Origin of the sequence: Elusimicrobium sp. An273, assembly GCF_002159705.1 — a bacterium.
Lineage (GTDB): Bacteria > Elusimicrobiota > Elusimicrobia > Elusimicrobiales > Elusimicrobiaceae > Avelusimicrobium > Avelusimicrobium gallicola.
On sequence record NZ_NFJD01000001.1, the window covers coordinates 348,913 to 375,587 of the forward strand.

The 26,675-nt window shown below is 53.7% G+C and carries 22 protein-coding genes; 6 read left to right on the forward strand and 16 right to left on the reverse strand.

Going from position 1 to position 26,675, the window contains the following annotated elements; translation table 11 throughout:
* Positions 1–38 precede the first annotated feature (38 nt).
* On the forward strand, positions 39–1,337 hold the full coding sequence (locus B5F75_RS01645) for a CNNM domain-containing protein (protein ID WP_087286945.1): 1,299 nt from the start codon (positions 39–41) through the stop codon (positions 1,335–1,337).
* Between the two features lie 39 nt (positions 1,338–1,376).
* Here B5F75_RS01645 and B5F75_RS07650 read toward each other — a convergent pair whose 3' ends face one another.
* The 7 genes from B5F75_RS07650 to B5F75_RS01680 form a co-directional block, all read right to left on the reverse strand.
* The gene (locus B5F75_RS07650) at positions 1,377–1,880 is read right to left on the reverse strand and encodes a type IV pilin protein (protein WP_275531900.1); all 504 of its coding nucleotides are present in this window, start codon (positions 1,878–1,880) and stop codon (positions 1,377–1,379) included.
* A 44-nt stretch (positions 1,881–1,924) separates the two neighbouring features.
* Positions 1,925–2,524 carry an HAD family hydrolase gene (locus tag B5F75_RS01655; protein WP_087286948.1) on the reverse strand — a complete coding sequence of 200 codons (600 nt, stop codon included), beginning with the start codon at positions 2,522–2,524 and terminating at the stop codon, positions 1,925–1,927.
* Positions 2,525–2,612: 88 nt separating this feature from the next.
* Positions 2,613–3,629 carry an adenylosuccinate synthetase gene (locus B5F75_RS01660; protein ID WP_158093740.1) on the reverse strand — a complete coding sequence of 339 codons (1,017 nt, stop codon included), beginning with the start codon at positions 3,627–3,629 and terminating at the stop codon, positions 2,613–2,615.
* On the reverse strand, positions 3,622–5,010 hold the full coding sequence (gene purB / locus B5F75_RS01665) for an adenylosuccinate lyase (RefSeq protein WP_087286954.1): 1,389 nt from the start codon (positions 5,008–5,010) through the stop codon (positions 3,622–3,624). The genes B5F75_RS01660 and purB overlap by 8 nt, the downstream gene beginning before the upstream one ends.
* A 130-nt stretch (positions 5,011–5,140) precedes the next feature.
* Entirely contained in the window at positions 5,141–6,592 is a 1,452-nt protein-coding gene (locus B5F75_RS01670; RefSeq protein WP_087286957.1) for an efflux transporter outer membrane subunit, read from the reverse strand.
* The gene (locus B5F75_RS01675; RefSeq protein ID WP_087286960.1) at positions 6,589–9,741 is read right to left on the reverse strand and encodes an efflux RND transporter permease subunit; all 3,153 of its coding nucleotides are present in this window, start codon (positions 9,739–9,741) and stop codon (positions 6,589–6,591) included. Before B5F75_RS01675 ends, B5F75_RS01670 begins: the two co-directional genes overlap by 4 nt.
* A gap of 8 nt (positions 9,742–9,749) precedes the next feature.
* Complete coding sequence (locus tag B5F75_RS01680; protein ID WP_087286963.1) at positions 9,750–11,261, reverse strand: efflux RND transporter periplasmic adaptor subunit; 1,512 nt, start codon at positions 11,259–11,261, stop codon at positions 9,750–9,752.
* Between the two features lie 153 nt (positions 11,262–11,414).
* Between B5F75_RS01680 and cysK the strand changes: the two genes are divergently transcribed.
* The 5 genes from cysK to B5F75_RS01705 all read left to right on the forward strand — a co-directional run bounded on the left by cysK (position 11,415) and on the right by B5F75_RS01705 (position 17,000).
* Positions 11,415–12,326: a cysteine synthase A gene (cysK, locus tag B5F75_RS01685; RefSeq protein ID WP_087287579.1), complete on the forward strand. Its 912-nt coding sequence runs from the start codon at positions 11,415–11,417 to the stop codon at positions 12,324–12,326.
* Positions 12,327–12,353: 27 nt separating this feature from the next.
* Positions 12,354–13,214 carry a hypothetical protein gene (locus tag B5F75_RS01690; RefSeq protein WP_087286966.1) on the forward strand — a complete coding sequence of 287 codons (861 nt, stop codon included), beginning with the start codon at positions 12,354–12,356 and terminating at the stop codon, positions 13,212–13,214.
* A gap of 84 nt (positions 13,215–13,298) precedes the next feature.
* Positions 13,299–14,738, forward strand: a complete 1,440-nt coding sequence (locus B5F75_RS01695; protein ID WP_087286969.1) for a phospholipase D-like domain-containing protein — start codon at positions 13,299–13,301, stop codon at positions 14,736–14,738.
* Between the two features lies 1 nt (position 14,739).
* The gene (locus B5F75_RS01700; RefSeq protein ID WP_087286971.1) at positions 14,740–15,486 is read left to right on the forward strand and encodes an endonuclease/exonuclease/phosphatase family protein; all 747 of its coding nucleotides are present in this window, start codon (positions 14,740–14,742) and stop codon (positions 15,484–15,486) included.
* Positions 15,487–15,533: 47 nt separating this feature from the next.
* Complete coding sequence (locus B5F75_RS01705; RefSeq protein ID WP_087286974.1) at positions 15,534–17,000, forward strand: monomeric [FeFe] hydrogenase; 1,467 nt, start codon at positions 15,534–15,536, stop codon at positions 16,998–17,000.
* A gap of 67 nt (positions 17,001–17,067) precedes the next feature.
* Here the strand turns inward: B5F75_RS01705 and B5F75_RS07655 are convergent, their stop codons facing one another.
* From B5F75_RS07655 to nifU, 9 genes are all read right to left on the reverse strand, one after another.
* Positions 17,068–17,577 carry a type IV pilin protein gene (locus tag B5F75_RS07655; protein ID WP_087286977.1) on the reverse strand — a complete coding sequence of 170 codons (510 nt, stop codon included), beginning with the start codon at positions 17,575–17,577 and terminating at the stop codon, positions 17,068–17,070.
* Between the two features lie 593 nt (positions 17,578–18,170).
* Complete coding sequence (gene rpsI, locus B5F75_RS01715) at positions 18,171–18,566, reverse strand: 30S ribosomal protein S9 (RefSeq protein ID WP_087286980.1); 396 nt, start codon at positions 18,564–18,566, stop codon at positions 18,171–18,173.
* 15 nt (positions 18,567–18,581) lie between these two features.
* Positions 18,582–19,007: a 50S ribosomal protein L13 gene (rplM, locus tag B5F75_RS01720; RefSeq protein ID WP_087286983.1), complete on the reverse strand. Its 426-nt coding sequence runs from the start codon at positions 19,005–19,007 to the stop codon at positions 18,582–18,584.
* A 113-nt stretch (positions 19,008–19,120) separates the two neighbouring features.
* The gene (gene dusB / locus B5F75_RS01725) at positions 19,121–20,095 is read right to left on the reverse strand and encodes a tRNA dihydrouridine synthase DusB (RefSeq protein ID WP_087286986.1); all 975 of its coding nucleotides are present in this window, start codon (positions 20,093–20,095) and stop codon (positions 19,121–19,123) included.
* Positions 20,092–21,582: a bifunctional metallophosphatase/5'-nucleotidase gene (locus tag B5F75_RS01730; RefSeq protein WP_087286989.1), complete on the reverse strand. Its 1,491-nt coding sequence runs from the start codon at positions 21,580–21,582 to the stop codon at positions 20,092–20,094. The genes dusB and B5F75_RS01730 overlap by 4 nt, the downstream gene beginning before the upstream one ends.
* A 1-nt stretch (position 21,583) precedes the next feature.
* Positions 21,584–23,047 carry a bifunctional metallophosphatase/5'-nucleotidase gene (locus tag B5F75_RS01735; RefSeq protein ID WP_087286992.1) on the reverse strand — a complete coding sequence of 488 codons (1,464 nt, stop codon included), beginning with the start codon at positions 23,045–23,047 and terminating at the stop codon, positions 21,584–21,586.
* A gap of 73 nt (positions 23,048–23,120) precedes the next feature.
* Complete coding sequence (locus B5F75_RS01740; protein WP_143351226.1) at positions 23,121–24,584, reverse strand: bifunctional metallophosphatase/5'-nucleotidase; 1,464 nt, start codon at positions 24,582–24,584, stop codon at positions 23,121–23,123.
* Positions 24,585–24,633: 49 nt separating this feature from the next.
* Positions 24,634–25,803: a cysteine desulfurase NifS gene (gene nifS, locus B5F75_RS01745; protein WP_087286998.1), complete on the reverse strand. Its 1,170-nt coding sequence runs from the start codon at positions 25,801–25,803 to the stop codon at positions 24,634–24,636.
* Position 25,804: 1 nt separating this feature from the next.
* Positions 25,805–26,653, reverse strand: a complete 849-nt coding sequence (nifU, locus tag B5F75_RS01750; RefSeq protein ID WP_087287001.1) for a Fe-S cluster assembly protein NifU — start codon at positions 26,651–26,653, stop codon at positions 25,805–25,807.
* Positions 26,654–26,675 lie beyond the last annotated feature (22 nt).

The window sequence follows — 26,675 nt, forward strand, 5'->3', positions numbered from 1 at the left end:
CCTTTTGCTAATACTTCTTTTTTGCTACACTATATCCCATGACTATACTCATCATCCTTCTGATGCTTGTTTTAAACGCCCTGCTGGCCGCCTACGAAATGGCGCTGGCTTCCATTTCCCGCACCAAGCTTTCCATTTTGGCCCAGGAAAAACGCCTGGGCGCCGAACAGGCGCTTTTTATGAAAGACCATATGGAAGGCAGTTTGGCGGTAGTGCAAATCGGCATTACGCTGGTGGGCGCCATTGCCGCCGCGGCCGGAGGCGCGGGCGCGGACGAAATGTTTTCTCCCATTTTACAGGAATGGCTTTCTCTGCCCAAACGCCTGGCGGATGTCGTATCCGTGGCGGTGGTGGTGGTGCCGCTGAGTTTTATTACCATTGTGTTTGCCGAGCTGACCCCCAAAACCTTCGCCATTAAAAACAAAGAATTTGTAACGCTTAAATTTTCGCCGGTCATGCGCGTGTTGTATTCCATTTTGTCGCCCATTGTGCACATTATGGAAGCCTTGGTGCGCTTTTTTACCCAAAAACCGCTTTCCAGCAAAAAGCCCGACCCCAAAGAAGCCCAGCAGGCCGCCATGACCGACCTGCGCACCGCGGCGGCTATTGCGTCTTCTTCCCGCTTGTTTGGCAAAACGGAAGAAAAAATCGTACTCTCCAGCGCGATGTTCTGTATCCGCAAAATCCGCGAAATTCAGGTGCCGCTGGATCAGGTATATATGCTGGACGCCGGGGACTCCATCGCCGATACATTCGTCAAAGCGCATTTGGATATGCACACCCGCTTTCCGGTGCGGGAAAACCCGCAGGATCCGCAAAGCATTATCGGCTACTTAAATTTTAAAGATATTTTCCTCTCTACCAAAATGGCTTCCGGCTCGCCCACTTCGGCCCGCTCCATTATGCGCCCGATCCTGCGCTTGGAAGCGGATACGTTAATCTCCGCCGCGTTAGAAAAGTTAATGAAAAACAAACAACACATTTGTTTGGTAACGGAAGGGGAAAAAATTACCGGCATTCTTACACTGGAAGATATTTTTGAGGAAATGGTGGGTGAAATTGAAGACGAGTATGATTTCTTCCCGGCGTATATCCGCCCGATAGGCTCTTCGCTGGTGGCCAGTGCCAGTGCCAAAATGACGGATGTCTTTGCCCAGCTCCAAGTTTCCGCACCGGAAGGTTTAGCGGCCACTACCACCGTTCTTCAATGGACGGAACAAAAATTGGGCCGTGCACTGGATAAAAACGATAAGTTAAAAGCGGACGGCATATTGGTAGACCCCCGCAAGTTCCGGCGGCATAAATTAATGGAAGTTTTAATCAGCAAAGCAGACTAAAAAACCCCCGCTTAACAGCGGGGGTTTTAAAAAATCTTTTTATTTATAACAACCGCGCAAACCACCGGTGGGACTTTGGATATACTCCCTATATCCAGCTTTTTCACACAATTCTTGCACTTGATTGGTATCCGCCACGGCATTGCCGCAACACACCCAATCATTACTTGCCACCGGAAGAACCAAGCCAAAGGTCGTCCCGTTTTGCGTTAAACCCGTCCATACCGCCAAAGGAGCCGATTCCGCCCCCCAAGCAGCTATGGGGCTATGAATCCAATACCCTTCATTTTCCGGGATTTGGATAGTTAGATCCTCCAAAGAAGTGGGCCAGGTTCCTGTTTCCAAGTGATATAGTTTTATAGCCTCCTTCAAGGATACCAACGCCGGTTTGGCGGTGGCCATGCGGGAACGTAAGACTGAGCGATCATACTGAGGCAATGCCACTGCGGCTAAAATACCGATGATTAAAACGACGACCAAGAGTTCTATCAGCGTAAAGCCGGAAGTTGAAACATGTTGTTTGAAACAAAAAGAGTTACACATAAAGATCTCCTTCTAAATCTTTTTACTAAATTTACACATATATTCTATAAAATTCCACGTTTTAAAAGTTCCATGCGCAAAGCATCGGGGCTTTGGAAGGGGATGGCGTCAAATCCCAGCATAGCGGCCGCCGAAACGTTGGCGGCGTTATCGTCAATATACACGCAGTTGGGCGAATGGAGGCCGAAGCGTTTTAACAGGCGGGCGTAAATTTCCGGGTCGGGTTTGACCAAATGCTCTTCCCCCGACACGACGATGCCGTCCATCTGCTGCAGAAAATCATATTTGGCCTTGGCAATCGGAAACGTCTCGGCCGACCAGTTCGTCAGCGCGTAGATGCGGTAGCCTTTGTCTTTCAGCTCACGCCAAATGGCCACCGTGCCCTTGATGGACCCGCCCAGCATTTCTTCCCAGCGTTTGTAATAATCTTCAATCTGCGGCGCATATTTGGGATATTTCTCTTTGGCTAAGGCAATCCCTTGCGCAAACGGCCGCCCGGCGTCTTGCTGCGTGTTCCACTGCGGCGTGCACACGTTGGACAAGAACCATTCCATTTCTTCTTCGGAAGCAAAAATTTTTTTGTATAGATAGCGCGGATTCCAATCTATCAGCACTCCGCCTAAATCAAAAACGATATCTTTCATAAAATCCCCCTTTTTTTATTATACTCTCCCGAAGTAAAAAAACGCAACTCTCCCACAAAAAACCCGCGCTTAAAAGCGCGGGTTTTTGTTAAAGCACCAATGTATCTTCCATATCCGGCCCGGTGGAAATCAGTGCGATTTCCGGGTGCGGATACGTCCGCGCGCACAACGCTTTTAAATTGTCCAAAAACGTTTTGGCTTCCGAGCTGAAGTCTTCATACTTCTTCACGCGGTCATTGCCCGGGAACATATCAATGTGTGTAATGGCGATTTTGGTGCAGTTGTTAATCATAATCGCCCGCGCGGCCGAGCGCGATTCAAACGCGCCGATGCGGCGCAGCCGCTTGCTGACGCTGCCCACTTCGTGCCCTTTGGTATGATACACTTCCAGCTGTTTTTCATCCGTCAGCTCTCTTTCCAGCGGGCCGGGGCCTACGCGCGTGATATAGGGTTTAAACACAACATACACGTCCCGCACGGACTTGGGGCCCAAACCGGCCTCGCCCAAGAAGGTGCTTGCCGTCGTGTCGCGCGACGTAACAAACGGATATTCCCCGTGCAGCAAAGAAAGTTTAATTCCCTGCGTGCCTTCCAGCAGGATTTCTCCGCCTTTGTCCAGGCACCCGTTTAAAAGTTCCGGCACGTCTTGAATAAAATCTTTTAACAGCGGTTCGTCTTTGGCAAATTTAATGTCGCGCCGTTCAATCCGGTCGCGCACGGCCTGCCCCAGCCCGGTACCCACGCTGCCGATGTGCTGCATAAAATGGGACGCATTCTTTTCGGCCGCCGTCTGCTCGTCGGAAATTAGCACGGCGTACGGGTCTATAATCAGCCGATCGCGCGTGCCCGTCAGTTTGACTTCTTCCAACAACCATTCGGTTTTGGTATACGCGCCCGCGCCCAACACCAATTTGGTTTTGGGGTTTAAAAATCCCGAAGGGATGTTTTTAAGCGTGTAGGATTTGCCGTCTTTTACCACGGTGTGCCCGGCATTGGGGCCGCCCACCCGCACGCAGTAGTCGTAATTTCCTTTATAAGACAAATACGCAGAAATTTTGCCTTTTCCTTCGTCGCCGGCTTGTCCGCCGCAGACAATATCAATCATACTTTTCCTCCGCAAGTTCGCGTGCGCGGCCCAGATAGTTTTCCGGGCACAGCGCCTGTAGTTTGGAACGGGTTGCCGCATCCACCGGCAGCCCGGCTATAAATTGCTGCAACAAGGAGGCCGTAACGGCCCGCCCGCGCGTGAAATCGCGCAGGGTTTCATACGCGTGCGGATACCCCGCCGCGCGCAAAAGGGTTTGAACGGCTTCCGCCAATACTTCCGGGTGGGCGCAGAGCTCCTGCCGGGCTGCGGCCCGGTCAAACGAAATTTTGCCCAGCCCTTTTAGAACGGACTGGTACGCCACCAGCGCATAGCCAAACGCCACCGCCATGTTGCGAAGCACCGTGGAGTCCGACAAATCCCGCTGCAACCGCGAAACCGGTAATTTGCACGAAAACAGCCCGAACAACGCATCCGCCAGCTGCAAATTGCCTTCCGCATTTTCAAAATCAATCGGGTTTACTTTCTGCGGCATGGTGGAAGACCCCACTTCCCCCGCCGCCGTTTTCTGATGAACTAACCCGGCGGAAATATATTGCCACATATCCCGGCACAAATCCAACAGTGCCACATCCGCCCGGCGCAAATTGTCAAACAGTTCGGCGTAGCTGTCGCGCGGGTCTACCTGGGTGGAAACGGGCGTGAGCGAAATTTTCATTTTGTGCCCGCGGTTTAACACAGCCGCCATTTTAGCGGCCGCCCGCGGCCAGCGCACCTGCGGGAAAGCCGCATAATGTGCGTTAAAATTGCCGACGGCGCCGCCAAATTTAAACGTAATTTCCTGCCGTTTAAGCTGTGCAATCTGCCGCGCCAGCCGATTGGCAAACACCCGCATTTCTTTTCCAAACGTGGTGGGCACCGCCGGCTGGCCGTGCGTGCGGGCCAGCAATACGGAACGGGCCTCTTTGCGGGCAAGTTTGGAAAGTTCTTTCTGCAGGTTTTCCAAGGCCGGCAGGAGGGCTTTTTCCACGCCCTGCGTCAGCAGAAGGGCATAGGCGGCGCTGTTTACGTCTTCGCTTGTCAGGGCGAAATGCAGCCATTGCAGGCGGTCTTTAAGCGAGGTTTTGCCCAAGCGCAAACGCAAAAAATACTCCACGGCTTTCACATCGTGCCTGGTAGGCGGAATGTGAAGGTAGCCGTCAAACTCCAGCGCACGGATGTGATCCAAATCGGCCGCACTCAGTTCGCACGCCTGCGCCAGCAGGCCGCGTTCTTCTTTCGTAAGCGGTTTAAAAAGTTTTAATTCGGAAAGGATTTCAAACCACGCGCACTCCACGCGCACGCGGTATGCAGTAAAGGCGGCTTCGCTCATTACACTTCTGAGCGCGCCCAGTCTGCCGCTGTAGCGGCCGTCCAACGGGCACAGCGCCGGTATGTTCATATATATATTTTACTAAATTTCCGGCTTTGCGCCCAGCCCGCCGCGCCCCAAAAGCGGCGGGGCCCCGCGCGGAGAAAGACAAAAAAATCCCCGCGTTTACAAACGCGGGGATGCAGAAAACGGCAAAAAACTAAGGCTGCGCCGTTGCTTGCGGATCCAAGGCGGCTTGTTGTTTTTTGACTAAATTTTCATACGGGCCGAAACCGTCCTGCACGTTCCAGCCGCCGCCCAATGCTTTAGACAAGTTGACGATGGCCGCCAATTCGTCGTTGCGCGCCGTGGCCAAATTCATTTCCGCCGAAAGCAGGTTCTCTTCCACGTCCAGCAAGTCCGTTACGCCGATGAGGCCGGCGTCTTCCTGTTTTTTGGTCAGCTCGTAACTGCGCTGCATGGCTTCGGTTTGCTGTTTGTACGAATCAAAAATTTCGCGGTTAATTTGGTTGGCGGAAATTGCGTCCAACGCCTCTTTAAACGCGCCCTGCACCGTTTTTTCGTAGGAAGCCAGCGTTTCGCGGTATTGCGCTTCGGCTTTTTTGTTTGCGGCGCGGATTTTGCCGCCTTCAAAAATAGGCGCCAGCAACTGGCCCCCCGCCGCCCACACGCCGGAAGAACCGGTAAACAAATTATTAAGCGCCCCGCTGGCGTATCCGGCGGAAGCCGTCAGCGGAATGCTGGGGAAATACGCCGCACGCGCCGCGCCGATATTGGCATTGGCGGCCATCAGCTGCCCCTCCACGGAGCGCACGTCCGGCCGGCGGGCCAGCAAGTCCGAGGGCAGGCCTTCAGGCACATTGGGAATCAGCGTAATTTCGGACAGGCTTTTCCCGCGCGGCGTATTGTTTTCTACAATTTCCCGCGGGGACTTGCCCACCAGCACCGAAAGGGCCGTTTCCGTCTGAGCAATTTTCAAACGCAGCTGTTGTTCCTGCGCCTGCACGCTGGCCATATTGGCTTCCACGCGTTTTAAATCCACTTCCGTGCAATAACCGTTTTGATAGCGGCTGGTGTAAATGCGCACGTTTTCCTGGCGGGCCTGCAAAGTGCGCTGGGCAATTTCCAGTTGGGCGTCCAACATCCGCAGGGAAAAATAGTTTTTGGCAACGTCCGCCGTCAGCGTCAGGCGTACGGTATCGCGGGCGGCTTCGCTGGCCAGCAGCTGGGCTTGGGCGGCTTCACTCAAACGGCGGTATTTGCCCCACAAATCCAACTCATACGACACCGACACATTGGCCGTGCTTTTGCTCTGCCCCGAACCGGCCTGATCCCCGGCGCGGCCCGATTCCGCCGCCGCAGACAGGCTGGGCAGCTGGTCGGCCGTGGCAATGCCCACTTCCGCCCGGGCTTGATCCACGCGGGCGATGGCGGCTTGCAAGTCTTTATTATGTTCCAACGCGTCGGCTTCCAGTTGGTTTAATACCGGGTCTTGGAATACTTCCCACCATTTGCTGTTGGTAAATACGCTGAAATTCTCCGCCGTTTGGCCGGCCGGCAAATCCAAATCCGGCTGTTTGTAGTTGGGGCCCAGCATACATCCCCCCAGCCACACCGCGGCCAGTACGGTTCCCAGTTGTTTCCAGTTCATACATTCTCCTTTTTGGTTTCAGATGTTTCAACGGCTTGCGCCAGCTGTTTGGTGCGCCCGCCGCTAAGCAAGGTAAAGAACATCGGCACAAACAGCGGGGCAATCAGCGTGGCGGCCAACATGCCAAACACCACCGCCGTACCGATTGCGTGGCGGCTGGCGGCGCCGGCCCCCGTGCTGACGGCCAGCGGCACACAGCCCAAAATAAACGCCAGTGAGGTCATTACAATCGGGCGGAAACGCAGTTTGGCGGCTTCCACCGCGGCGCGGGTCGTGTCGTAGCCTTGGGCTTTGAGCATGACGGCAAACTCTACAATCAAAATAGCGTTTTTGGCCGCCAACCCCACCAAAGCCACCAAGGCAATTTGGAAATAAATATCGTTGGAGAGGCCTCTGGCCCACGTGCCCGCCAACGCCCCGAAAATGGCAAACGGAACCGCCAGCAATACGGCAATGGGCAGGCTCCATTTTTCATACTGCGCGGCCAAAATTAAGAACACCACCAGCATGCCCAACAAAAGCGCCACGGCCGAGGCGTTGCCGGAGATTTTTTCCTGATACGTGGTGCCCGTCCAGGCCAGCGTAAAGCCGGAATCCAAGACTTCTTTGGCGGTTTCTTCCACGGCGCGGATAGCGTCGCCGGAGCTGTAGCCCGCGGCGGGAGTAGCCATAATTTTGGCGGCCGGGAAGACGTTAAACCGCTCCACAACGTCCGGGCCCAAGGTGGGCGTGAGCGTAACCAAAGTGGAAAGCGGCACCATCGCCCCGGAATTGGAGCGGACGTAAATGCCCGAGATTTGCTCCGGGCGGGCGCGGTATTGGCCGTCAGCCTGCATCATGACTTTAAAGCTGCGGCCCGAGTAGGTAAAGTCGTTGATGTAGTACGTGCCGAACGTGCCCTGCAGCGTGGCGTATAATTCCGAAAGAGGCACGCCCATGGCCTGGGCTTTAATTTCGTCCACATCCAGCTTATACTGCGGAATCGCCGCCGAGAACGTTGTGCTGACGCTGGAGAGCTCCGGCCGTTTTTTGGCGGCTTCAATAAATTTTTGCGTTTGCGCTTCCAGCGCGTCACTTCCGCCGGAACTGCGGTTTTGGATATAGCCTTCCAGCCCGCCGGTGGTGCTCATGCCCATAATGGGCGGCGGGTTAAACGGCATGACGACGGCGTTGGGAATCTTGGTCTGCGCCTGGGCGTACAAACTGCCCACCAGCGCCGCGGAAGAAAGCGATTTTTCTTTGCGTTCTTTCCAGGGTTTGAGCATCACAAACGCCGCCACCGTGTTGCTTTTTTGCGTACTGCTTAAAATATCATAGCCGGAAAAAGTCAGCACTTCCGACACCGCCGGCTGGGCCATAATCAGGTTTTCCAGCTGTACGGCGACCTCGTCGCTGTTGGACAAAGAGGCCGACGGATCCAACTGCGCCGCCACCATAATAACCCCTTGGTCTTCATCGGGCAGCAAGCTGCCGGGCACGATTTTAAATAAGCCAAACGCACCCAAAAACAGCACCGCAATTAAAACGACCGACACCGTAAGCTTGCGGATAAAGAACGCCACCCACGTGCCGTATTTGGCCGTCAGTTTTTCAAAGAAACGGTCAAACTGATAGAAAAACCCGCGGGTGGGGTGCGGTTGCTTCCTAAGCAACAGCGCGCAGAGGGCCGGGGTCAGCGTAAGCGCCACCAAGCCGGAAATGACCACCGATACGGCAATGGTAATGGCAAACTGCTGGTACATAATCCCTGTCAAGCCGCCCATAAACGCCACCGGCACAAACACCGAACACAACACCAGCACAATGGCGACCACCGGGCCGGACACTTCGCCCATGGCCTTAATGGTGGCTTCCTTGACGGGCAGGTTTTCTTCGTGCATGATGCGTTCCACGTTTTCAATGACCACGATGGCGTCGTCCACCACGATACCGATGGCCAACACCAACCCGAACAGCGTCAGCGTGTTAATGGAAAAACCCAACAGCAACATACCTGCAAACGCGCCGATAATAGACACCGGCACCGCCAAACACGGGATCAGCGTGGCGCGCCAGTCTTTTAAGAACAGGTACACCACCAAAAACACCAAGATCATCGCTTCAATCAGCGTGTGGATGACTTCTTCAATAGAGGCGGTTACAAACAGCGTGGTGTCATACGCCACTTTGTAATCAATATCCAAATCGGGCGGAAAGTTTTGGGCGATTTCCTTCATGTGCTCGTCCACCGCTTTGGCGGTGGCCACGGCATTGGCCCCCGGCGAGAGATACACCCCCACTGGCACCGCCGGCTTGCCGTTAAAGCGCCCGTTAAATTCATACGTCTGGCTGCCCAGTTCCACCCGGGCCACGTCTTTTAAGCGAAGGGAGGTACCGTCCGGATTGGCGCGCAGAATAATTTCTTCAAATTCTTTCGGATCCGTCAGGCGGCCGGGCGCCACGATGGAATACATCCGGTCTACTTCCACCGGCAGCGGCGGCTGGCCGATTTTGCCGGCCGAACGCTGGGTGTTTTGCGCCTGCACGGCGGCGACAATGTCGCTTACGGAAAGGCCGCGCTGGGAAAGGACATCCGGCTTAATCCAAATGCGGATGGAATAGTCGTTGGCGGACATAACCTGCGCATCGCCCACACCTTCAATACGTTTTAAATCGTCTACAATGTTTAACAGCGCGTAGTTGCCGATGGTCGTGGTGTCGGAATGGCCGTTGGGGGAATACAGGGCAATCAGCTGCAAAATGGCGGAAGATTTTTTATTGACTTCCACCCCGTAGCGGCGGACGTCTTCCGGCAGGGTGGCCGTGGCCCCTTGCACGCGGTTGTTGACGTTAATCATCGCCTGGTCGGGGTCGGTGCCTACCTTAAACGACACCACCAAAGACATATCCCCGTTGGAAGACGAAGTGGAGTTCATATACAGCATGTCTTCCACTCCGTTTACCTGCTGTTCAATGGGGGCGGCCACGGTGTTGGCAATCACTTCGGGGCTGGCGCCCGGATACGAGGCCGAAACTTCAATGGTGGGCGGCGTTAAATCCGGGTACTGTTCAATCGGCAGCATCGTGATAGACACGATCCCCGCCAGCGAAATCAACAGCGAAATGACTGTAGAAAAAATCGGACGGTTGATAAAGAATTTAGAAAACATTTTTCCCCCTATTTCCCGTCAGAAGATTCTGCCGGCTGGGGCGCCGTTTGGCTGGCGGCCTCGGAAGAAGCCGCCGGTTGGGGAACGGTGTCATTCGCCGCAGGCTGGGCGGTTTCCGCTGCGGCAGGAGCCGGTTGTTCGGCCGTTTGGGCCGCGGGCTGAGCAACCTTCGGCTGGGCGGCATTTTCGGCGGCCGGGGCAGGTTGTTCCTGCGGCAGGGCCTGCGTATCGGAAGCTTCGGAGGCTTCTATTTCTTCTTCCAATACGGCCGTGCTGCGCCCGTCTTGCGCCAGCGCGGCTTCCTGCTCGGCCGGGGCCTGGGTGTCAAAATTCTGCATTTGCACCTGCACCTGCTGGCCGGGGCGCACTTTCACAAGCCCGCCGTTCATAATGCGTTCGCCGGCTTTTAACCCGTCGGTTACGATATACATATCTTCCTGCAGCTGGGCCTGAATGGGGCGCGCGACAACCGTGTTGTTGGCGTCTATCACGTACGTCATCATCCCTTGCGCCGTATTCAGCACCGCCGAGGACGGAATGAGAATGGCGTTCTTATACGTCGCCCCTACCAGTTTCACGCGTACAAACTGCCCGGGCATCAACGCGCGGGAATTGTTGGGGTTGGCCACTTCCGCCTTCATGGCCAAACTGGACGTTTGGGTATTTTCAGTACTGTCAAAGAAAACAATTTTGCCTTTTTCCGGGTATACTTTCCCGTTATTTAAAAGAACTTCCACGTAAATCGGGGCGTCGGCCGCGGCAGTCTTGCGGTATTGGGCGGCGTTCAGCTTATCCTGCTGGTCTTCCGTGCCGATGGCAATCTGCCCGGAAATAAAACCGGCCGATAATTTTTCAAACTGGCGGCTGGGCATGGAAAAATTGACATACAGCGGATTAATCTGCACCATATTCGTCAGCAAACCCGATTCACCCGTAGGAGAAATTAAACTTCCCACCGACTGGGCTTCCTTGCCCGCAATGCCGGAAATGGGTGCGGTTACTTTGGTATATCCCAAATTAATTTCCGCTTCGCCCACCCCCGCCTGCGCTACTTTTACGTTGGCCTGAGCCGTTTCATAGGCCGAAAGGGCGTTGTCGTAATCCTGCTGGCTGACGGCATTGTCCGCGCGGAGGCGTTTCATGCGCGCATAGGTGCGCTGGGTGCGGCGTTCTTCGGCTTTGGCCTGGGCCAAGGTGCCCTGCGCTTTTTCCAACGCTACTTTATATTCTTTGTCATCAATCTGGAACAGCTGCGTTCCGGCGGTTACATATTCGCCTTCGTTGTACAGACGCGCCTGCAAAATACCGCCCACCTGCGCGCGGATTTGAATTTCCAGCGAGCCCGCCACCTGGGCCGGGTATTCAATGTCCCACGGCAGATCTTTCTGCACGACGGTAATTGCATTTACGACAGGTGCCGGCATAGAAGCCGTATTTTCCGCTTTTTTGCATCCGCAAAAAAACGCCACCGAAACAAACACAGCGGCTAAAACAGCCGGTGTAAACAGTTTTTTATTCATTGGCAGTTGTCCCCTTTCAAATGGTAACGCGCTAAAAAGCGTGTGGTTGTATTGTATAAAATTTTCCCTTCTCTATAATACAGCCCGCCAACCAAACGGCTGACAAACTTTTCACAAACACTTATAATAATAAGAAAGATTTGAGGCATGCGCATGAAAATAAATTCATTAGAACAGGCCATCGGCCGCACGCCGCTGGCCGCCGTTACCCGCTTAAACCCGGGCCCGGGGCACGTATGGGCCAAGCTGGAAATGTTTAACCCTTTCAGCGTCAAAGACCGCGCCGCGCTTTTTATGTTAAACGCCGCCGAACAAGAAGGCCGCCTGCTCCCGGGCGCAATGATTGTGGAGCCCACCAGCGGCAACACCGGCATTGCGTTGGCTTTTTTGGCCGCCGCGCGCGGGTACAAAATTGTATTAACCATGCCCGAAAATATGAGCGCGGAACGGATGAAACTGCTAAAAGCGCTGGGCGCGCGCCTGGTGCTGACGCCCAAAGCCAAAGGCATGAAAGGCGCCATAGACGAAGCGGAAAAAATACTGCGCCAAACGCCCGGCTCGTTTATGCCCAGCCAATTTGAAAATACCCACAACGCCCAAGCCCACGAGCAAACCACCGGCCCCGAAATTTGGGAAGATTTGGAAGGGAATGTGGACGTATTTGTAGCGGGCGTAGGAACCGGCGGAACGCTGACGGGCACCGGCCGTTTTTTAAAACGCAAAAACCCGCAGCTTCGGCTGGTGGCCGTGGAACCGGCGGACTCACCCCTGTTAAGCCAAGGGCGCTCCGGCCCGCACGGCTTGCAGGGAATCGGGGCCAATTTCGTTCCTCCGGTGCTGGATCGCTCGTTAATAGACGAAATCATCCCCGTCCAAACGCAAGACGCCGTGCAAACCGCCCGGAGCCTGGCCGCCACGCAAGGCATCCTGCCCGGCATTTCCGGCGGGGCCGCGTTATGGGCCGCCCTGCAGGTGGCGGCGCGGACGCAAAGCGCGGGGAAAAACATTGTAGTACTGCTTCCCGACAGCGGAGAGCGGTATTTGAGCACGGAACTGTTTGAATAAATCAAAAAGCTATATTACAATATCCTTATGCAGATAAAATGGCTGGCGGTTTTATGTTTGCTGTTTTCGGGAGCGGGCTGGCTGCAGGCGCAGGCCGAGGCGCCCGAAATTGTGATTGAAATGCACGGGGAGCCTTCCCCGGTGCGGGAGTCCGTTTCCATTTGGGATAAAAACGCCCGCCAGCTGACCAAGCTCTTCCGCGGGAAAAACCGCACCTATGTGCTGTACCACGTGGAAAACGTCTCCTCCAAAGACACCACTCTCTCCGCCCAAGACGGCACGGAATATGCGTTTGTGCAATACGGGAGCAACGATACGGATTACCGCAAATTTCTGTTTAAAGCCGAAGACCCGCAAACGTTCGTCGCCTGTGCGGCCGATATTAAAGACGTACTGGCCGTAAACAAAAAATACAAGGTGAACCTGGGCGTCAGCCTGCGGGATTTCCTGCGCCAATACGAAGAAAAAGCCACCTTAATGAACCTGGCGGATAATGCCGCTGGGAAAGTCTATCAGGTGTACCAACTGAATTACTCCGACATCAACCACAAAACGCCTTCCCCGCATTATTTTGTATTTGAGGAAGACGCTTTACTGCAGACTTACGATTCGGATGACGCCTACTACCAATTTGTAGGGCAGATTTCCAATAACAATAAACAGCTCACCGCCCAACAGCAGGCCCAGCAACAGGCCCGCCAAGAAAAATTACAGCAAGCGCGCCAAGAAGCCCTGCGCCGCCAAAACCAACCGGTGCGCAAGGCCTTGGTATCCGGCGGCACCGCCTACGACCAAGCCTATATGCCGCGCGCCGTCAATGCCACCCCCCTGCCGGCCCTTACCCCCAGCAAACTGCCGGCCGGCACGCCGCTGCCTACCCCGCAGTAAGCCGCCCGCCGCACACGAAACATTTTTCGCACACTAATCTATATTTTTACTTTTCAAAAGACGCATATTTTTTATAATACAAGTATGCACATAGATCCGATATCCGCCTCCTCTTTTGGAATTGCCGGTTTCTTATTTTTGGTGTTGCAAATCCTGGTAACCGGACATATCATCTGCCGCAAAGACGACGTAAAAAGTTCTTTCGGCTGGATTGGCCTGGTGTGGCTGGCGCCGCTGGTGGGCTGCATTGTCTATATCGTGTTCGGCATCAACCGCATCCGCCGCAAAGCGCTTTCGCTTCGCAACAAAGGGCCGGATATTTTTACCGTTACGGGCAAAACGGAAGAAGAAATAGAAAAAGAAATTCCAAAACCCTTTTTGCAGCTGCTGCGCCTGGGCTACAAAGTGCACCCCCAGCGCTTTGCCTTGGGAAACCGCGCCCAAGCCTTTGTAAACGGAGACAGCGCCTACCCCGAAATGTGCCGCCTGATTGCCTCGGCCCAAAAAGAAGTGCTGATGCAAAGCTATATCTTTGACAACGACCGCGCCGGAAAAATGTTTGTGGACGCTTTTAAACAAGCCGTTCAAAACGGGGCCAAAGTAAAAGTGCTGGTGGACGGGGTGGGCCTCAATTATTCCAAACCGACAATCGCCTCCGTCCTGCGCCATATGCGGGGAGTGGAGTTTTCCGTTTTTCTTCCTTCCAAAAGCCCCGTCAATCTGCCGTTTGTCAACCTGCGCAACCACCGCAAAATTTTAATTGTGGACGGCCGGGCCGCCTTCTTTGGCGGAATGAATGTGGCGGAAGGGAACCTAGTCAACACCCACCCCAAAGAACCCATTGTGGATATTACTTTTCGGGTAGAAGGGCCGGTGGTAGACCAAATGTCGCGCGTGTTTGAGGAAGATTGGATTTTTTCCGGCAAGAAACATTTTATCCCGGCTTCTTTCCAAGTGTCGGCACCGCTTCCGGGCACGATGCCCGCCCGCGTGATACCCGACGGGCCAGACGGCGATTACGGAAAAATTGAACTTATGGTGCTGGGGGCGCTGGCCTGCGCGCAAAAAAGCGTCAAGGTGGTTACCCCGTACTTCCTGCCGGAGAGCAACATCTTAACGGCGCTGGAAGTAGTGGCCATGCGCGGGGTGGACGTAGAAATTATTTTACCCTCCAAAAGCAACATCTTCGGGATGGACGGCGCCATGCGTTCCAATTTTGCGCGCCTGCTTAAAAAAGGCGTTAAAATTTTCCGCACGCAGCCGCCTTTTGACCACAGCAAAATTATGCTGGTGGACGATGCGTGGCTGTTTATCGGATCGGCCAATTGGGACGTACGCAGTTTTAAATTAAATTTTGAATGCAATATGGAGTGTATGGACAAGCAACTGGCGCGCGAGGTAAATCAAATTATTGCGCATAAAAAAGCCACTGCCGTCAGCGAAAAATGGGACAAAAATGCCAAGCCTTCGCTCTGGCGCACGCTGGCGGACAATACCCTGCGCCTGCTGACGCCCTACTATTAATATGCTGTATTCCAAACCCCGTTCCTGCGATGTTTTGGTGGAACACGGCCGCGCCACTCAGTCCGCGCTGCCCAGGCGTTTTACCGTGTGCGTATGGAACTGGCAAAAAAGCAAACAAAAAGAATGGGCCTCCGAATTTAGCCGGCTGGCCCAAGCGGCCGATTTGTTTTTGGCCCAAGAGGTGCGCCGGTCTCCAGCGGTCAAAGAAGTTATGGAAAAAACCGCTTACCATTGGAACGGCGCGGTCAGTTTCTTTTCCCTAAAAGGCAAAAATCCCATTGGCGTAGCCACCGGATGCATTGCCAACCCGCTGCAAGTGTCGTTTGCCGCCACATCGCGCGAGCCCGTGTTCCGCATTCCCAAAATGACGCTTGCCACCTTAATTCCCATTCAAAATGCAAAACGCCCCCTCTTGGTGGTCAACTTGCACGCCATCAATTTTACCGGCATCCGGGCGTTTGAAAAAAACCTGCGCGGCGCCGCCGAAATTTTATTGGACTATAACGGCCCTATCCTATTGGGGGGTGATTTTAACTCCTGGAACCACAAACGCCTGCGCCTGCTGCACTGCATTATCCGCTCGGCGGGTCTGCAGGAAGTTCCTTTTGAGCCGGATCTGCGCTCGCGCTGGATGGGAAAACCGCTGGATTATTTGTTTGTGCGGGGATTGAAGGTATTGGCCAGCGGCGTGCGCGTTACCCGCGGCTCCGACCATAACCCCCTGCTGGCCCGGCTGGAAATCCGCTAGTTTTGCCCCTTGGAGCCTTGGCCAAATATGGTAAAATATAGGTAATTATGAATACATCTGACAATAAAGCCGTGTATTTTAAACGCGAAGCCCTCAAAAAAGTGGTAGAAGCTTTTGACAAGGGCACGCTGGAAAAAAACGCGTACCGAATCCCTTTTGAAGTTATTCCTCCGGATTCCAAATCCGCGGTGCGCTGCTGTATTTACAAAGAACGGGCCGTTTTCCGCGCCCGCACGCTGGCCGCCATGGGCTGCAGCGTGGAAAAAGACGACGAGGCTACCTCGCTAAACGACTATGCCAAGCAAGCCCTCTTGCGCAAAGCCGTGCCCGAAGTGCCACTGACGGTTATGGATATCGCCTGCAAAGGCTGCGTAAAAGCGCGCCATATCGTTACGGACGCCTGCCAAGGCTGTTTGGCGCGCCCGTGCCAGCAGGCGTGCAAATTCGGCGCCATTTCGTTTTCGGACGGCCGCTCCCACATTGACCCCGATAAATGCAAAAACTGCGGCCAGTGCAAGGCCGTCTGCCCGTACAACGCCATTACGTATGTGCCCGTTCCGTGCGAGCAGTCCTGCCCGGTAAACGCCATTCACAAAGGCGAAAACGGGTTTGCTCAAATTGATTTTGACAAATGTATTTCCTGCGGCCACTGCATGGATGCCTGCCCGTTTGGCGCCATTATGGAACGCAGCCAGCTGATTGATATTTTAGGCCAAATCCAAAGCCACAACAAAGTGTGCGCGATGATTGCCCCGTCTATCGTGGGCCAGTTTGACTGCACCCTGCCGCAGCTGATGACGGCAATCAAAAAGGCAGGATTTGACAAAGTAACCGAAGTCGCCGAAGGGGCTGACATTACCACCGCCAACGAAGCGCGCGAACTGGTGGAACGCTTGGAGAAAGGCGCCCGGTTTATGACCACTTCCTGCTGTGCGGCGTGGATTCAGGCTGTTAAAAAGCATTTGCCCGCGCTAAAAGAATTCGTGTCCGAAACGAAAACCCCGGCGGGATACACGGCCGAGATTGAAAAGAAAAACGGTTTTGTTACCGTGTTTGTCGGCCCGTGCGTTTCCAAACGCGTGGAAGGCATGGAAGACCCCAATATAGACTTTGTAATGACCTACGAAGAACTGGGCGCCATGCTGGACGCCAAAGGCATTGACCCCTCCAAATGCGAAGAAACCCCGTTGGATCCCAAAATCTCCGGCGAGGCCCGCTACTACGGCGTAACCGGCGGCGTGGCCCAAGCAGTGGAAAACGCGATTGCGGGCAAACGTCCGTTTAAGAAAATGGCCATCAACGGGTTGGATAAAAAGACCATGATGCTGCTAAACGCCTACGCCAAAGGCGCGGGCGACTTTCAGCTTTTGGAAGTGATGAGCTGCAAAGGCGGCTGCATCGGCGGGCCGTGCACCCTTCGTAAACAAGCCGCGGTGATTAAGCCGATTAAAGACTTGGTGGCCCAAAGCCCCAAAGTGCCGTGCGCTTTGGACGAAAAGAAAGAAACCAAATAAAAAATATCTTCCCAAAGAAAAACCCCGCTCCAAAGAGCGGGGTTTTTAGATAGGAAACAGTACCCGGCTAAATGCCGCCATAATCAAAGCCCGTTGTTTTGCATACTTCTTCGCACTTAGGATCTTGTACGTTGTAATTTCCATATACACATTCTATTTTCCCTGGCTTATTGGAGTGGTCTAACCAAACTTTCCAACCACAGGTAGCATAAGGCGTATTCATGGGCATGGTGCACCACACCCAGCCAAAAGGAGAATGAAACAAAGCGCATTGGTTTTTATCCCACCCTATATAAGACGGGTTTGCCGTAGAAATAGTTCCGAAAGGAGTAATGTCCAGATCATTGAAATTCTCGGTATATTTTCCGTTTGCCAAGTAATACAGTTCTTCCGCATTTTTGATGTCTTTGGTAACGGGCAGCAATTTCATCATCCGGCTCTTAAGTACAGCCCTCTCATATTGCGGCACCGCCACGGCCGCCAAAATACCGATAATAAGGACTACCACTAAGAGCTCTATAAGCGTAAATCCGGCGTTTTTAGCGCCGGGGAAGGATTTTTGATAAATTTTTGCCATACGCAAAATTTATCAAAAAAAAAAAACGAGTCAAGAGGAGAGACGCCCCCTCCCCACTCTAGGCCCGTTAGCACGATTCGTTTAAGCCACATTGCTAAGCGATACCGCGCTCTTGCAATAAGATAACCCCGCCCCTTTCATAAAGCATTTCTTTTTTATGCCGTTGCCGTTCATTCATGTTATCACGTTGTAACAAGGTTTTTCCCTTTTGTGTCATTTCCGTTTATCCGCCCCTTTGTCCTGTTTCTAAAAAGCCTTTCAAACGACAAAGCCCTTTTATTGTTTGAGCGAAGCGAGTTGTAAAAGGGCCCGTTTGAAAGTGATTTTTTAGAGGACGCCGGGGCGGCGGTCTTTTTGGTACTTTTTCTGCCGCCAGAAAAAGTTCCCCCCTTGCCGGGGCCAGAGGCTGCCCGCCCCATTCCAGGCCCAATTTTATGACTAGCTTTAAACACGCCGTTTCGGCGCAGACGCCCTCTGTAAAAGCCAAGCAATGGCTCCCCCACAAAAGCCCTTATTCTCCCTTATCCAAAGAAAAACCCCGCTCCAAAGAGCGGGGTTTTGTAAAACATCTCCTGCAAGTTTCCAGCCAACGATTAACGTTTGGAGAACTGGAAGCGTTTGCGGGCGCCGGGCTGACCGGGTTTCTTTCTTTCCACCATACGGGGATCGCGGGTAAGATAACCGGCCTTCTTGACGGCTTTTTTAAGATCTTCGCTAATCGCGGCCAAAGAACGCGCAATCGCGTGGCGCAGAGCGCCGGCTTGGGAGGATACGCCGCCGCCGATTACTTTAGCGTTTACGTCGTATTCTTTTTCCAAGTTGGTTACCACGAGCGGCGCCTTAACGGCGGCTTTGCAGCGGGCGTGGTTTCCGAAATATTCATCCAGGGATTTGGCGTTGACGGTAATGACGCCTTTGCCTTTCAAAAGTTCCACCTGGGCGACGGAGGTTTTTCTTCTTCCGGTTTTCAATTCTTTCGTATTGTTCATAAATTTCTATCCCTCTTATTTACCAAAGCGTTCGGTGAAGGCGTGTTCTTCGCCGGCGAACAGTCTCAAGCGTTTCATTCTGGGCGCGCGGAGTTTGTTTTCATCCAACATTCTCTTTACGGCCAATTCCAAAACTCTGGTGGGGTTTTTTTCCAACACTCTTTTTACCGGCGTTTCTTTGGCGCCTTTGGCGTAGCCGGAGTGGGAGAAGTAAACCTTGTCTTCCATTTTGTTGCCGGTCAGTTTGATTTTGCCGGCGTTGGTTACGACGACGAAGTCGCCGCAGTCCATATGAGGCGTATAGGTTCTTTTGTGTTTACCCATCAGCAAGACGGCGATTTGAGAAGCCAGTCTGCCCAAGGTTTGGCCCGTGGCGTCAATATGATGCCATTTGCGGGTGGTTTCAACTTCCTTGACGGAAGGCAAAAAAGTTTTTGTCATAAGTTTTGTTTCTACCTTTTGTAATTAATGCGCAGCGGAGTGGTGGCCGCTGTCTTAATGACTCGTGGTTTCTTATATATTATATCAAAAAATTCTGTCTTTTACGGGATTTTTTACAGCCGTTGCAGCGTGCGGGTAAACAGTTTTTCAATATCGGCCAACGCGTCCAGCCGCACAAACAGGCCCCTCACTTCGGCCGCGTTGGGGAAATCTTTAATCCAATACCCCGCCGTTTTGCGGCTGCGGTTTACGCCGATGCGTTCGCCGTAATAGGCCACGTTCTCGCGGATTAAGTCCAAGTATACCGCCAGGCGGCTCTTGGGGGTATGAGAAGAAGGCTCTTTGCCGGCAAACGCGTCTTGAATATCTTGGAAGATAAACGGGTTTCCCACCGCGCCGCGCCCAATCATCACGCCCGCGCAGCCGGCCTGCAAGAACTGCCGCGCCGTGTCCGCCGTCAAGATGCCGCCGTTCCCAATAACCGGAATCGTTACGGCGCTGCAGGCCTCGGCTACGGCTTCTATATTGGGCGGGCCGGAATGCACGTCCACCGCCGCCCGCGCATGCAGGGTAACTGCGCTGGCCCCGGCGTTTTGCGCCAGTTTGGCAAGGCGCGCACCCAGCAGTGCTTTATGCGTAAGCGCGATGCGGGTTTTAAGCGTTACGGGAATTTTAACGCTTTTTACCGCCGCTTCTATCAGGCGGCCCAATTTGGCCTCGTCTTTCATCAGCACGCAGCCGGCGCCGGCTTTATTGATTTTTTTAACGGGGCAGCCGGCATTTAAATCTACGATATCCGCCCCTTGTGCCTCGGCGTTGCGGGCGGCTTCGGCAATGGTGGCTTCGTCCGAGCCGAAAATTTGCATGGAAACGGGGTGTTCTTTGGGGTTTACCTGCAGCATCCGTCCGCTTTTGGCGTTTCCGTAATGCAAGGCATGGGCCGACACCATTTCCGCGCACACGATTCCCGCGCCGCCTTTTAGGCACAGCACGCGGAAAGGCGAGTCGGTAATTCCCGCCATGGGGGCCAACAACAAATTATTGGCGGCGGTAAACGAGCCTATCTGAAGCGGATGAATGTAGTTCATGAGACTTTTTTCCAACGGCCGCGGGCGGGCGCCTGTACCGTTTTTTGACGATACAAACAGGAACGCATAATTTGGCGTGCTTCCACAAAAGTATTTTTAAATTCCAGCGAATCAATAAACCCGTCGTGTCCGAAGCCGCCCGCCAGTACGTGGTCGGTTACGGCAAAACGGTACGTTTCCTGCGGGCGGACGATGCGGCCGTTATCCAATACAATTTGGCGGATTTTCCGCCCCGCCGGCGTTTGGGCATACGAAACCGAAAACCCGGCAATCTGCGGAAAATTATCTTTGGCGTTTAACGAAAGTTCCATTGCTTTTAAAAACGCTTCGCCTTTAATCGTGATGAAAGTGATGTTGTCTCCATACGGGTATGTTTTGTACAAATCGTATTCCGTCAGCGTGCCGGCGGGCAGGGGGCTGCGGATAGAATCGGAATTAATCACGGCGCCGTCCAGCCGGGCCCATTTATGCAAACATTGCGCCAACAAATCGCCCAATGCAGATTCCTGCGCCAAGGCGTTTGGAATTTCCACAGGCACCTCGGCCACCCGCGCATTCATTTTTTTGCGCGTAGCCGCGCGCAAGGCGGAGGCCTGCTTGGCTACGGCGGCGTCTTCCCCAAAGGTTTCTTTTAAAAGGGGTACGTCCTCAAAGGTAATTTCCCGCAGCTGTTTATTCTTATCAAACAGCAGTTTAATATGCCCCACGCTGTCCAGCTTGGAGCCGGGGTAGACGATAAAGGTTTTATTGATTTGGTCGGTTTCGGCGTTTTCCCGGTCTTTGTTGGAACTCAAAATAAGGTCAATGCCGGTGGTTTCCTCGGCCAGGGCCGTATCGCTCAGGCCGTCTTTTTGGGTGGCGCCGATGGAGCTTAGCAAAATAATATAGTCCACCCCTTTTTCTTTGAGCAAAGAAGCCATTTGCTGGGCGGTTTCCACCGCGTCCAGCGCGCGCAGGCCCAAAAGGCGGGATTTGTTTTTATTGATGGCCTGTGGGTCAATCAGGCCAAAAATGCCGATTTTGATTCCGTTTACGGTACGAATTTGATAATCGTGCAGCGGCCAGGGCAGTTGGTTTTCCAGCCGCAGGTTGGAAACGACAAACGGATACGGCAGTTCCCGCACGATGCCGCGCAGCGAAGGCCAGCCGTAGACCAAATCTTTATCGCTGATGGTTCCCGCCGTATAAGGCAGTGTGCGGGCCAGCTCCGCCACATAGGCGCCTTTGGTCATGGTGCCCTCCGGCGCGGAGCCGAACCAGCTGCCGCCGTCAAACAAGAGGTATTCCCCTTCGCGGCTTTGCAAAAAATTTTTTAAAACGGCATAGCCGCCCGCTTCGCGGTTATCCCAGCGGGGCTCCGGGCGAGACCAATAAAACCCCTGTACGTCCGCCGTGTAATACACGTCAATAGGCGTTAAATCTTCCCGTCCGCATCCGCCCGCCAGCAATACGACGGCTAAGAGCAAAAAAAGCTTCTTCCCCCGCATATTACCGCCGGTAAATTCTCCCCGTTTCCGGCACTTTGACGGGCCCGTTTCTAAGGGCGTCTTCCATCAAATCACGGATGGTTTTGTCGCCGGCCAATTTTTTGTATTCCGCCGGAATCTTTTTAAACATCCAGCCTTCGCTGCCGCCGCCTGCGATGTAGGAGTTGGTCGCCAGCGTGTATTTTTTGCGGTTTTGCACCGGTTGGCCGTTTACAAAAATTTCCAAATCTTTTATTTTGCCTTTTTTGTTTTGCTTGTAGGAAATCGTCAGTCCGGCATACGAATACAAGCTGTTGGGCGCAAAACTCTTTTTGATAAATTTCTTTAAGAAACGCCCGTCCACGTTTACCAGGGTAATCGTGTTGTCAAACGGGTGAATATCAATCAAATCGCGCTTGGTAACCGGGCCTTTTTGCATATCCACCCGAGTACCGCCGTTGTTGTGAACGGCAATCTGGGCGCCGGAATAATCCAAAATGATATCGGCGATCCAATCGTTGAGCGCGGCGTCTTGCTGGTCGTCGCGCTGCGGCAGGCGGCTAAACAAAGCGGGGGACTCTCCCACCACTTCATCCACTCCGGGCTCGCGCAGCGAGTCGGCGTACGCCTTCATGTCCGGGTCTTCGCCCGTTTGAGCAATGACCAGCGGAATTAACTCGGATTTGGCCGACACGAACTTGCCGGTTTTGTCATCCGTTTCCACGCTGACGCGGCTGACGTTTTGCAAATTGCAGCCGCTTTCCACAAACAGCGTTCCGCCGATGTATTTGTTCTGCAAAATGTTATGGGCATGCCCGCCCAGCACCACATGCACCCGCCCGCCGAACTTGCGGCCGATTTCCCCCACATACGACTGGGTGCCGTGTTTTTCATCCTGCAAAGAATCGTGCACCAAAACTACCACGATGTTCGGCTCTTTTTCTTCCACTTCCTTCAGGGCTTTCTCCAGCGCGGCAAGCGGTTTGCCGTAGGAATATAATTTGGAAGGATTGGTAGGCTCGCGGTTGGCCAAGCCGATGACCGCTATTTTGATGCCGTTTTCATCAAAAATTTTGTACGGCAGCACAGACGGCGGATATTTGCCGGTGGCCGTTTCAAAGAAATTCGCCGCCAAAACGGCAAACTGGGCGTTGGCCAAAAGCGGGGCCAGGCCTTCGCCCTTAAAATCAAACTCGTGGTTGCCGATGGTGGCCGCGTCGTAGCTCATGCGGTTCATCATCTGCACGCCTTTGAGGCCCTTGGAGTTGCGGGTTTCCACGGTGCCGTTGGAAAAATCGCCGCTGTCTAAAAGCAGGTAGCCTTGCGGCCCCTCTTTTAACACGGCCGCCAAAGCCGCAAAACCGCCCTGCCCGTTTTTCGGATAGAAAAAACCGTGCACATCGCTGGTGTGATAAATAGTAGTTGTTTTGGCCGCCAGCAATAACGGCACAAACAAGAATACGGTGAGCAACCAAGTTTTTCTCATAAGAGGCCTCTCTTTGCTATGGGGATAATTTTATGGTAACAAAAACATCTCTCCCGTTCAAGGCATATAGTCATTATTTTTGCACGACGCGTCCCGTTGCGGGCGGGGTAAGCGGGCCGTTTTTAAAATCCGCTTCCAAAATTTGGCGCATCGTCAGCTGCCCGGCGGGGCGGATGCTGCCTTGCGGCAGGGTTTTAAATAATTTGCCTTCGCTGCCGCCGCCCGCCACATACGAATTGACGGCCAACGTGTATTGTTTATCGTCCTGCAGCCGTTCGCCGCGCACCCAGATTTTTAATTTTTTGATTTTCCCTTTTTTCGTTTTTTTGTACGAAAACGTAAGCCCGCTGTAGGCCAGACGGTTCCACGGCACTACGCCCCCGGCTACCAATTTTTTTAAAAACGCCCCGCTTACCGTGGCCGTAACCACCGTATTGTCAAACGGGTACAAATCAATAATATCCCGCCGGGTAATATCCCCTTTCGGCAGGCCCACGCGCGCACCGCCCGTATTGTGAATACACACGTCGGCCGGCGTATAGCGGCAGGTGGCGTCGGCTACCCAGTTGTCCACGGGGTCGTCTTGGTGTGTGGGAATAAACGATTTTTTGGAAAAAGCCGCCGCCGTCTGTCCGATTACTTCATCCACGCCCGGCTCGCGCAGGGATTGGGCGTAGGCTTTCATTTTCTTGTCCTCGCCCGTTTGGGCGGTATTCAGCGCAATCAGCTCCGAGCGGATATCCGTAATTTTACCGGTTTTGTCGTCCGTTTCCAACGTGATTTTGGTTACGTTTTGAAAATGACATCCGCTTTCGGCAAACAAAATGCCGCCGCGCCATTCGTTTTGAAAAATTTTATGAGCATGCCCGCCCAGCACCACCTGCACCCGTCCGCCAAATTGCCGGCCGATATCGCCGATATAGTTGGGAGAGCCGGGGCGGTCATCCGCCAAGGAATCGTGCACCAGCACCACTACCGCATCCGGCTGTTGCTTTTCTGCTTCTTGCAGGGCTTTCTCCAGCGCGGCAAGCGGCTTAATAAACTTATATTTTTGGCTTTTTTTCGTCGGGTTGCGGTTGGCCAGCCCGATTACCGCCACCTTCATTCCGTTTACGTTGTAGAGCTGATACGGCTTTACCCGTTTAGGCAGTTTCTCCCCCGCCGCGGGCACTAAATTGGCCGCCAGCACGTCAAACCGGGCCGCTTCCAACAGCGCGTCAAATCCGTCATCCCGAAAGGCAAATTCGTGATTGCCCACCGTTGCCGCGTCGTAACCCAAGCGGTTCATCAACGAAACGGCCTTCAGACCGTTTGAGCGCTGGGTTTCCACCGTTCCTTCCGCAAAATCGCCGCCGTCCAGCAACAAGTAGTTTTTGGGGCCGGCCGCAAGCACCGCCGCCAGCGCGGCCGCGCCGCCCTGGCCGTTCTTCGGATAAAAAAATCCGTGCGTGTCGCTGGTGTGGTAAATTGTGGCGGTTTTCGCCGCCAGCGGAAGCGCCGCAAAAAAAGAAAGCAACAGGATAAAAATTTTTTTCATTTTTTCTCCAAATAAAACCGTGCCTTTTTTCAAGGCGCGGTTATTAAATTTACGCGGCTAAACGCGAAAACGGCGAAATTTTACGCAGCCGTTCAATGATGGGAGGCAGCTCTTTGAGCACCAGTTCAATGTCTTCCCGCGTGGTTTGATCCGACAGCGAGAAGCGAATGGATCCGTGCGCAAACTGGAAAGGCACCCCCATGGCGCGCAAGACGTGCGACGGCTCCAACGAGCCGGACGTGCAGGCCGAGCCGGACGAGGCACACACCCCCAAATCGTTGAGGTACATCAAAATGGATTCCCCTTCAATATAGCCAAAACTGATGTTGGTGGTGTTGGGCACGCGGTGTTCGGGATCGCCGTTTACTTTTACGTCCGCAATCGTGGCTACAATGCCTTGCTCCAGTTCGTCGCGCAAGGCGGCAATGCGGGCGCTGGTTCCGTCCGTCAGGCGTTTTTGTGCCAGCTCCGCCGCTTTGCCAAGCCCCACAATATAAGGAACATTTTCCGTGCCGGCGCGGCGGTGTTTTTCCTGGTGTCCGCCCATTAAATAGGGCATAAACCGCGTGCCGCGGCGCACATACAAAGCCCCCACGCCTTTGGGCCCGTGGAATTTATGCGCAGAAAGCGACAGCATATCAATGTCCATTTCCTGCACATTGACGGGAATTTTCCCCACGGCTTGCACGGCATCCGTATGAAAAAGCGCTCCTTTTTGGTGCGTCAAACGGGCGATTTCAGCTATCGGGAAAATCGTTCCCGTTTCGCTGTTGGCCCACATGACAGACACCAGTGCCGTATCTTCGTCCAGCACGCTTTGAAAGCGTTGCATATCAAACCGGCCGTATTCGTCCACCCCGATAAAATCCACCCGGTAACCTTGGGCTTCCAGGTATTTGTACGGTTCCATAATGGCCGGGTGTTCCACGGCCGAAGTAATGATATGTTTCTTTTTGGGGTAAGAGCGCACGGCGGAAAAAATGGCCGTGTTGTCGCTTTCGGTCGCACAGGAAGTAAAAATAATTTCATCCGCGTGCGCCGCCCCGATGAGCGAGGCCACCTGCTGGCGGGCCTGGTCAATCACGTGGCGGTTGTTGCCGCCAAAGGTATGCATGCTGGAAGCGTTTCCGTACTTTTCCGAAAAATACGGCAACATCGCTTCCACCACGGCGGGAGAACACTGGGTAGTGGCGTTGTTGTCCAAATAAATCACTTTCATATTAGGCCTGCTCCACGGTGAGGGAAGCGTCCACCTTTTCCTTCAGCGTTTTTTCAATGAAATTTTTCAGCGTGCCCATTGCGCCCGCACAGCCGCTGCACATGCCCGTGAGGCGGATTTTTACCACATTCCCGTCTAAATCCACCAGCTCGGCCGATCCGCCGTCCATATTCAGTTTGGGGCGCACGTCTTCTTCCAGCACGTGCTCAATGGTTTTGATTTTTTCCACCACCGTCATTTGGGCAAACGTTTTTTGCGCCGAAGCCGCCGGCGTTTCGGCCCCGTTTACTTTGTCTAAAATCTTTTGAATTTCCCCTTTGCACCGGCCGCAGCCGCCGCCGGCTTTGGTAAAGTGGGTTACGTCTTCCACCGTTTTTAAATGGTTGGCGCGGATGGCTTTGATAATCGTTTCCTCCGACACGTTAAAACAATGGCAGACGATTTTTTCTTCCTGCTGTTCAAACACCACCGGCGCACCGCCCTGGCGGTAGCTTTTTACGGCAGCTTCCAAAGCCTCCATACCCATTACGGAGCAGTGCATTTTTTCCGCGGGCAGGGTGCCCAACGCGTCGGCAATGTCCTGGTTGGTGATTTTGGAAGCTTCGGCAATGGTTTTGCCTTTAATCATTTCCGTTAAAATAGAAGATGAGGCAATGGCGCTCGCACAGCCGAACGTTTCAAATTTGGCGTCTTCAATGACATCGGTTTCTTTGTTTACTTTGATGGTCAGCTTCAGGGCGTCTCCGCACACCAAGCTGCCTACCTGGCCCGTGCCGTCGGCATTGGGGATGGCCCCCACGTTGCGCGGATGTCTAAAATGATCCATTACTTTATCCGTATAGTCCCACATAGCAAGACCCCCTTTCCTATAT

Coding starts and splice junctions, on each gene's coding strand:
- B5F75_RS01645 (WP_087286945.1), top strand. CDS start 39: ATGACTATACTCATCATCCTTCTGATGCTTGTTTTAAACGCCCTGCTG.
- B5F75_RS07650 (WP_275531900.1), bottom strand. CDS start 1,880: ATGTGTAACTCTTTTTGTTTCAAACAACATGTTTCAACTTCCGGCTTT.
- B5F75_RS01655 (WP_087286948.1), bottom strand. CDS start 2,524: ATGAAAGATATCGTTTTTGATTTAGGCGGAGTGCTGATAGATTGGAAT.
- B5F75_RS01660 (WP_158093740.1), bottom strand. CDS start 3,629: ATGATTGATATTGTCTGCGGCGGACAAGCCGGCGACGAAGGAAAAGGC.
- purB (WP_087286954.1), bottom strand. CDS start 5,010: ATGAACATACCGGCGCTGTGCCCGTTGGACGGCCGCTACAGCGGCAGA.
- B5F75_RS01670 (WP_087286957.1), bottom strand. CDS start 6,592: ATGAACTGGAAACAACTGGGAACCGTACTGGCCGCGGTGTGGCTGGGG.
- B5F75_RS01675 (WP_087286960.1), bottom strand. CDS start 9,741: ATGTTTTCTAAATTCTTTATCAACCGTCCGATTTTTTCTACAGTCATT.
- B5F75_RS01680 (WP_087286963.1), bottom strand. CDS start 11,261: ATGAATAAAAAACTGTTTACACCGGCTGTTTTAGCCGCTGTGTTTGTT.
- cysK (WP_087287579.1), top strand. CDS start 11,415: ATGAAAATAAATTCATTAGAACAGGCCATCGGCCGCACGCCGCTGGCC.
- B5F75_RS01690 (WP_087286966.1), top strand. CDS start 12,354: ATGCAGATAAAATGGCTGGCGGTTTTATGTTTGCTGTTTTCGGGAGCG.
- B5F75_RS01695 (WP_087286969.1), top strand. CDS start 13,299: ATGCACATAGATCCGATATCCGCCTCCTCTTTTGGAATTGCCGGTTTC.
- B5F75_RS01700 (WP_087286971.1), top strand. CDS start 14,740: ATGCTGTATTCCAAACCCCGTTCCTGCGATGTTTTGGTGGAACACGGC.
- B5F75_RS01705 (WP_087286974.1), top strand. CDS start 15,534: ATGAATACATCTGACAATAAAGCCGTGTATTTTAAACGCGAAGCCCTC.
- B5F75_RS07655 (WP_087286977.1), bottom strand. CDS start 17,577: ATGGCAAAAATTTATCAAAAATCCTTCCCCGGCGCTAAAAACGCCGGA.
- rpsI (WP_087286980.1), bottom strand. CDS start 18,566: ATGAACAATACGAAAGAATTGAAAACCGGAAGAAGAAAAACCTCCGTC.
- rplM (WP_087286983.1), bottom strand. CDS start 19,007: ATGACAAAAACTTTTTTGCCTTCCGTCAAGGAAGTTGAAACCACCCGC.
- dusB (WP_087286986.1), bottom strand. CDS start 20,095: ATGAACTACATTCATCCGCTTCAGATAGGCTCGTTTACCGCCGCCAAT.
- B5F75_RS01730 (WP_087286989.1), bottom strand. CDS start 21,582: ATGCGGGGGAAGAAGCTTTTTTTGCTCTTAGCCGTCGTATTGCTGGCG.
- B5F75_RS01735 (WP_087286992.1), bottom strand. CDS start 23,047: ATGAGAAAAACTTGGTTGCTCACCGTATTCTTGTTTGTGCCGTTATTG.
- B5F75_RS01740 (WP_143351226.1), bottom strand. CDS start 24,584: ATGAAAAAAATTTTTATCCTGTTGCTTTCTTTTTTTGCGGCGCTTCCG.
- nifS (WP_087286998.1), bottom strand. CDS start 25,803: ATGAAAGTGATTTATTTGGACAACAACGCCACTACCCAGTGTTCTCCC.
- nifU (WP_087287001.1), bottom strand. CDS start 26,653: ATGTGGGACTATACGGATAAAGTAATGGATCATTTTAGACATCCGCGC.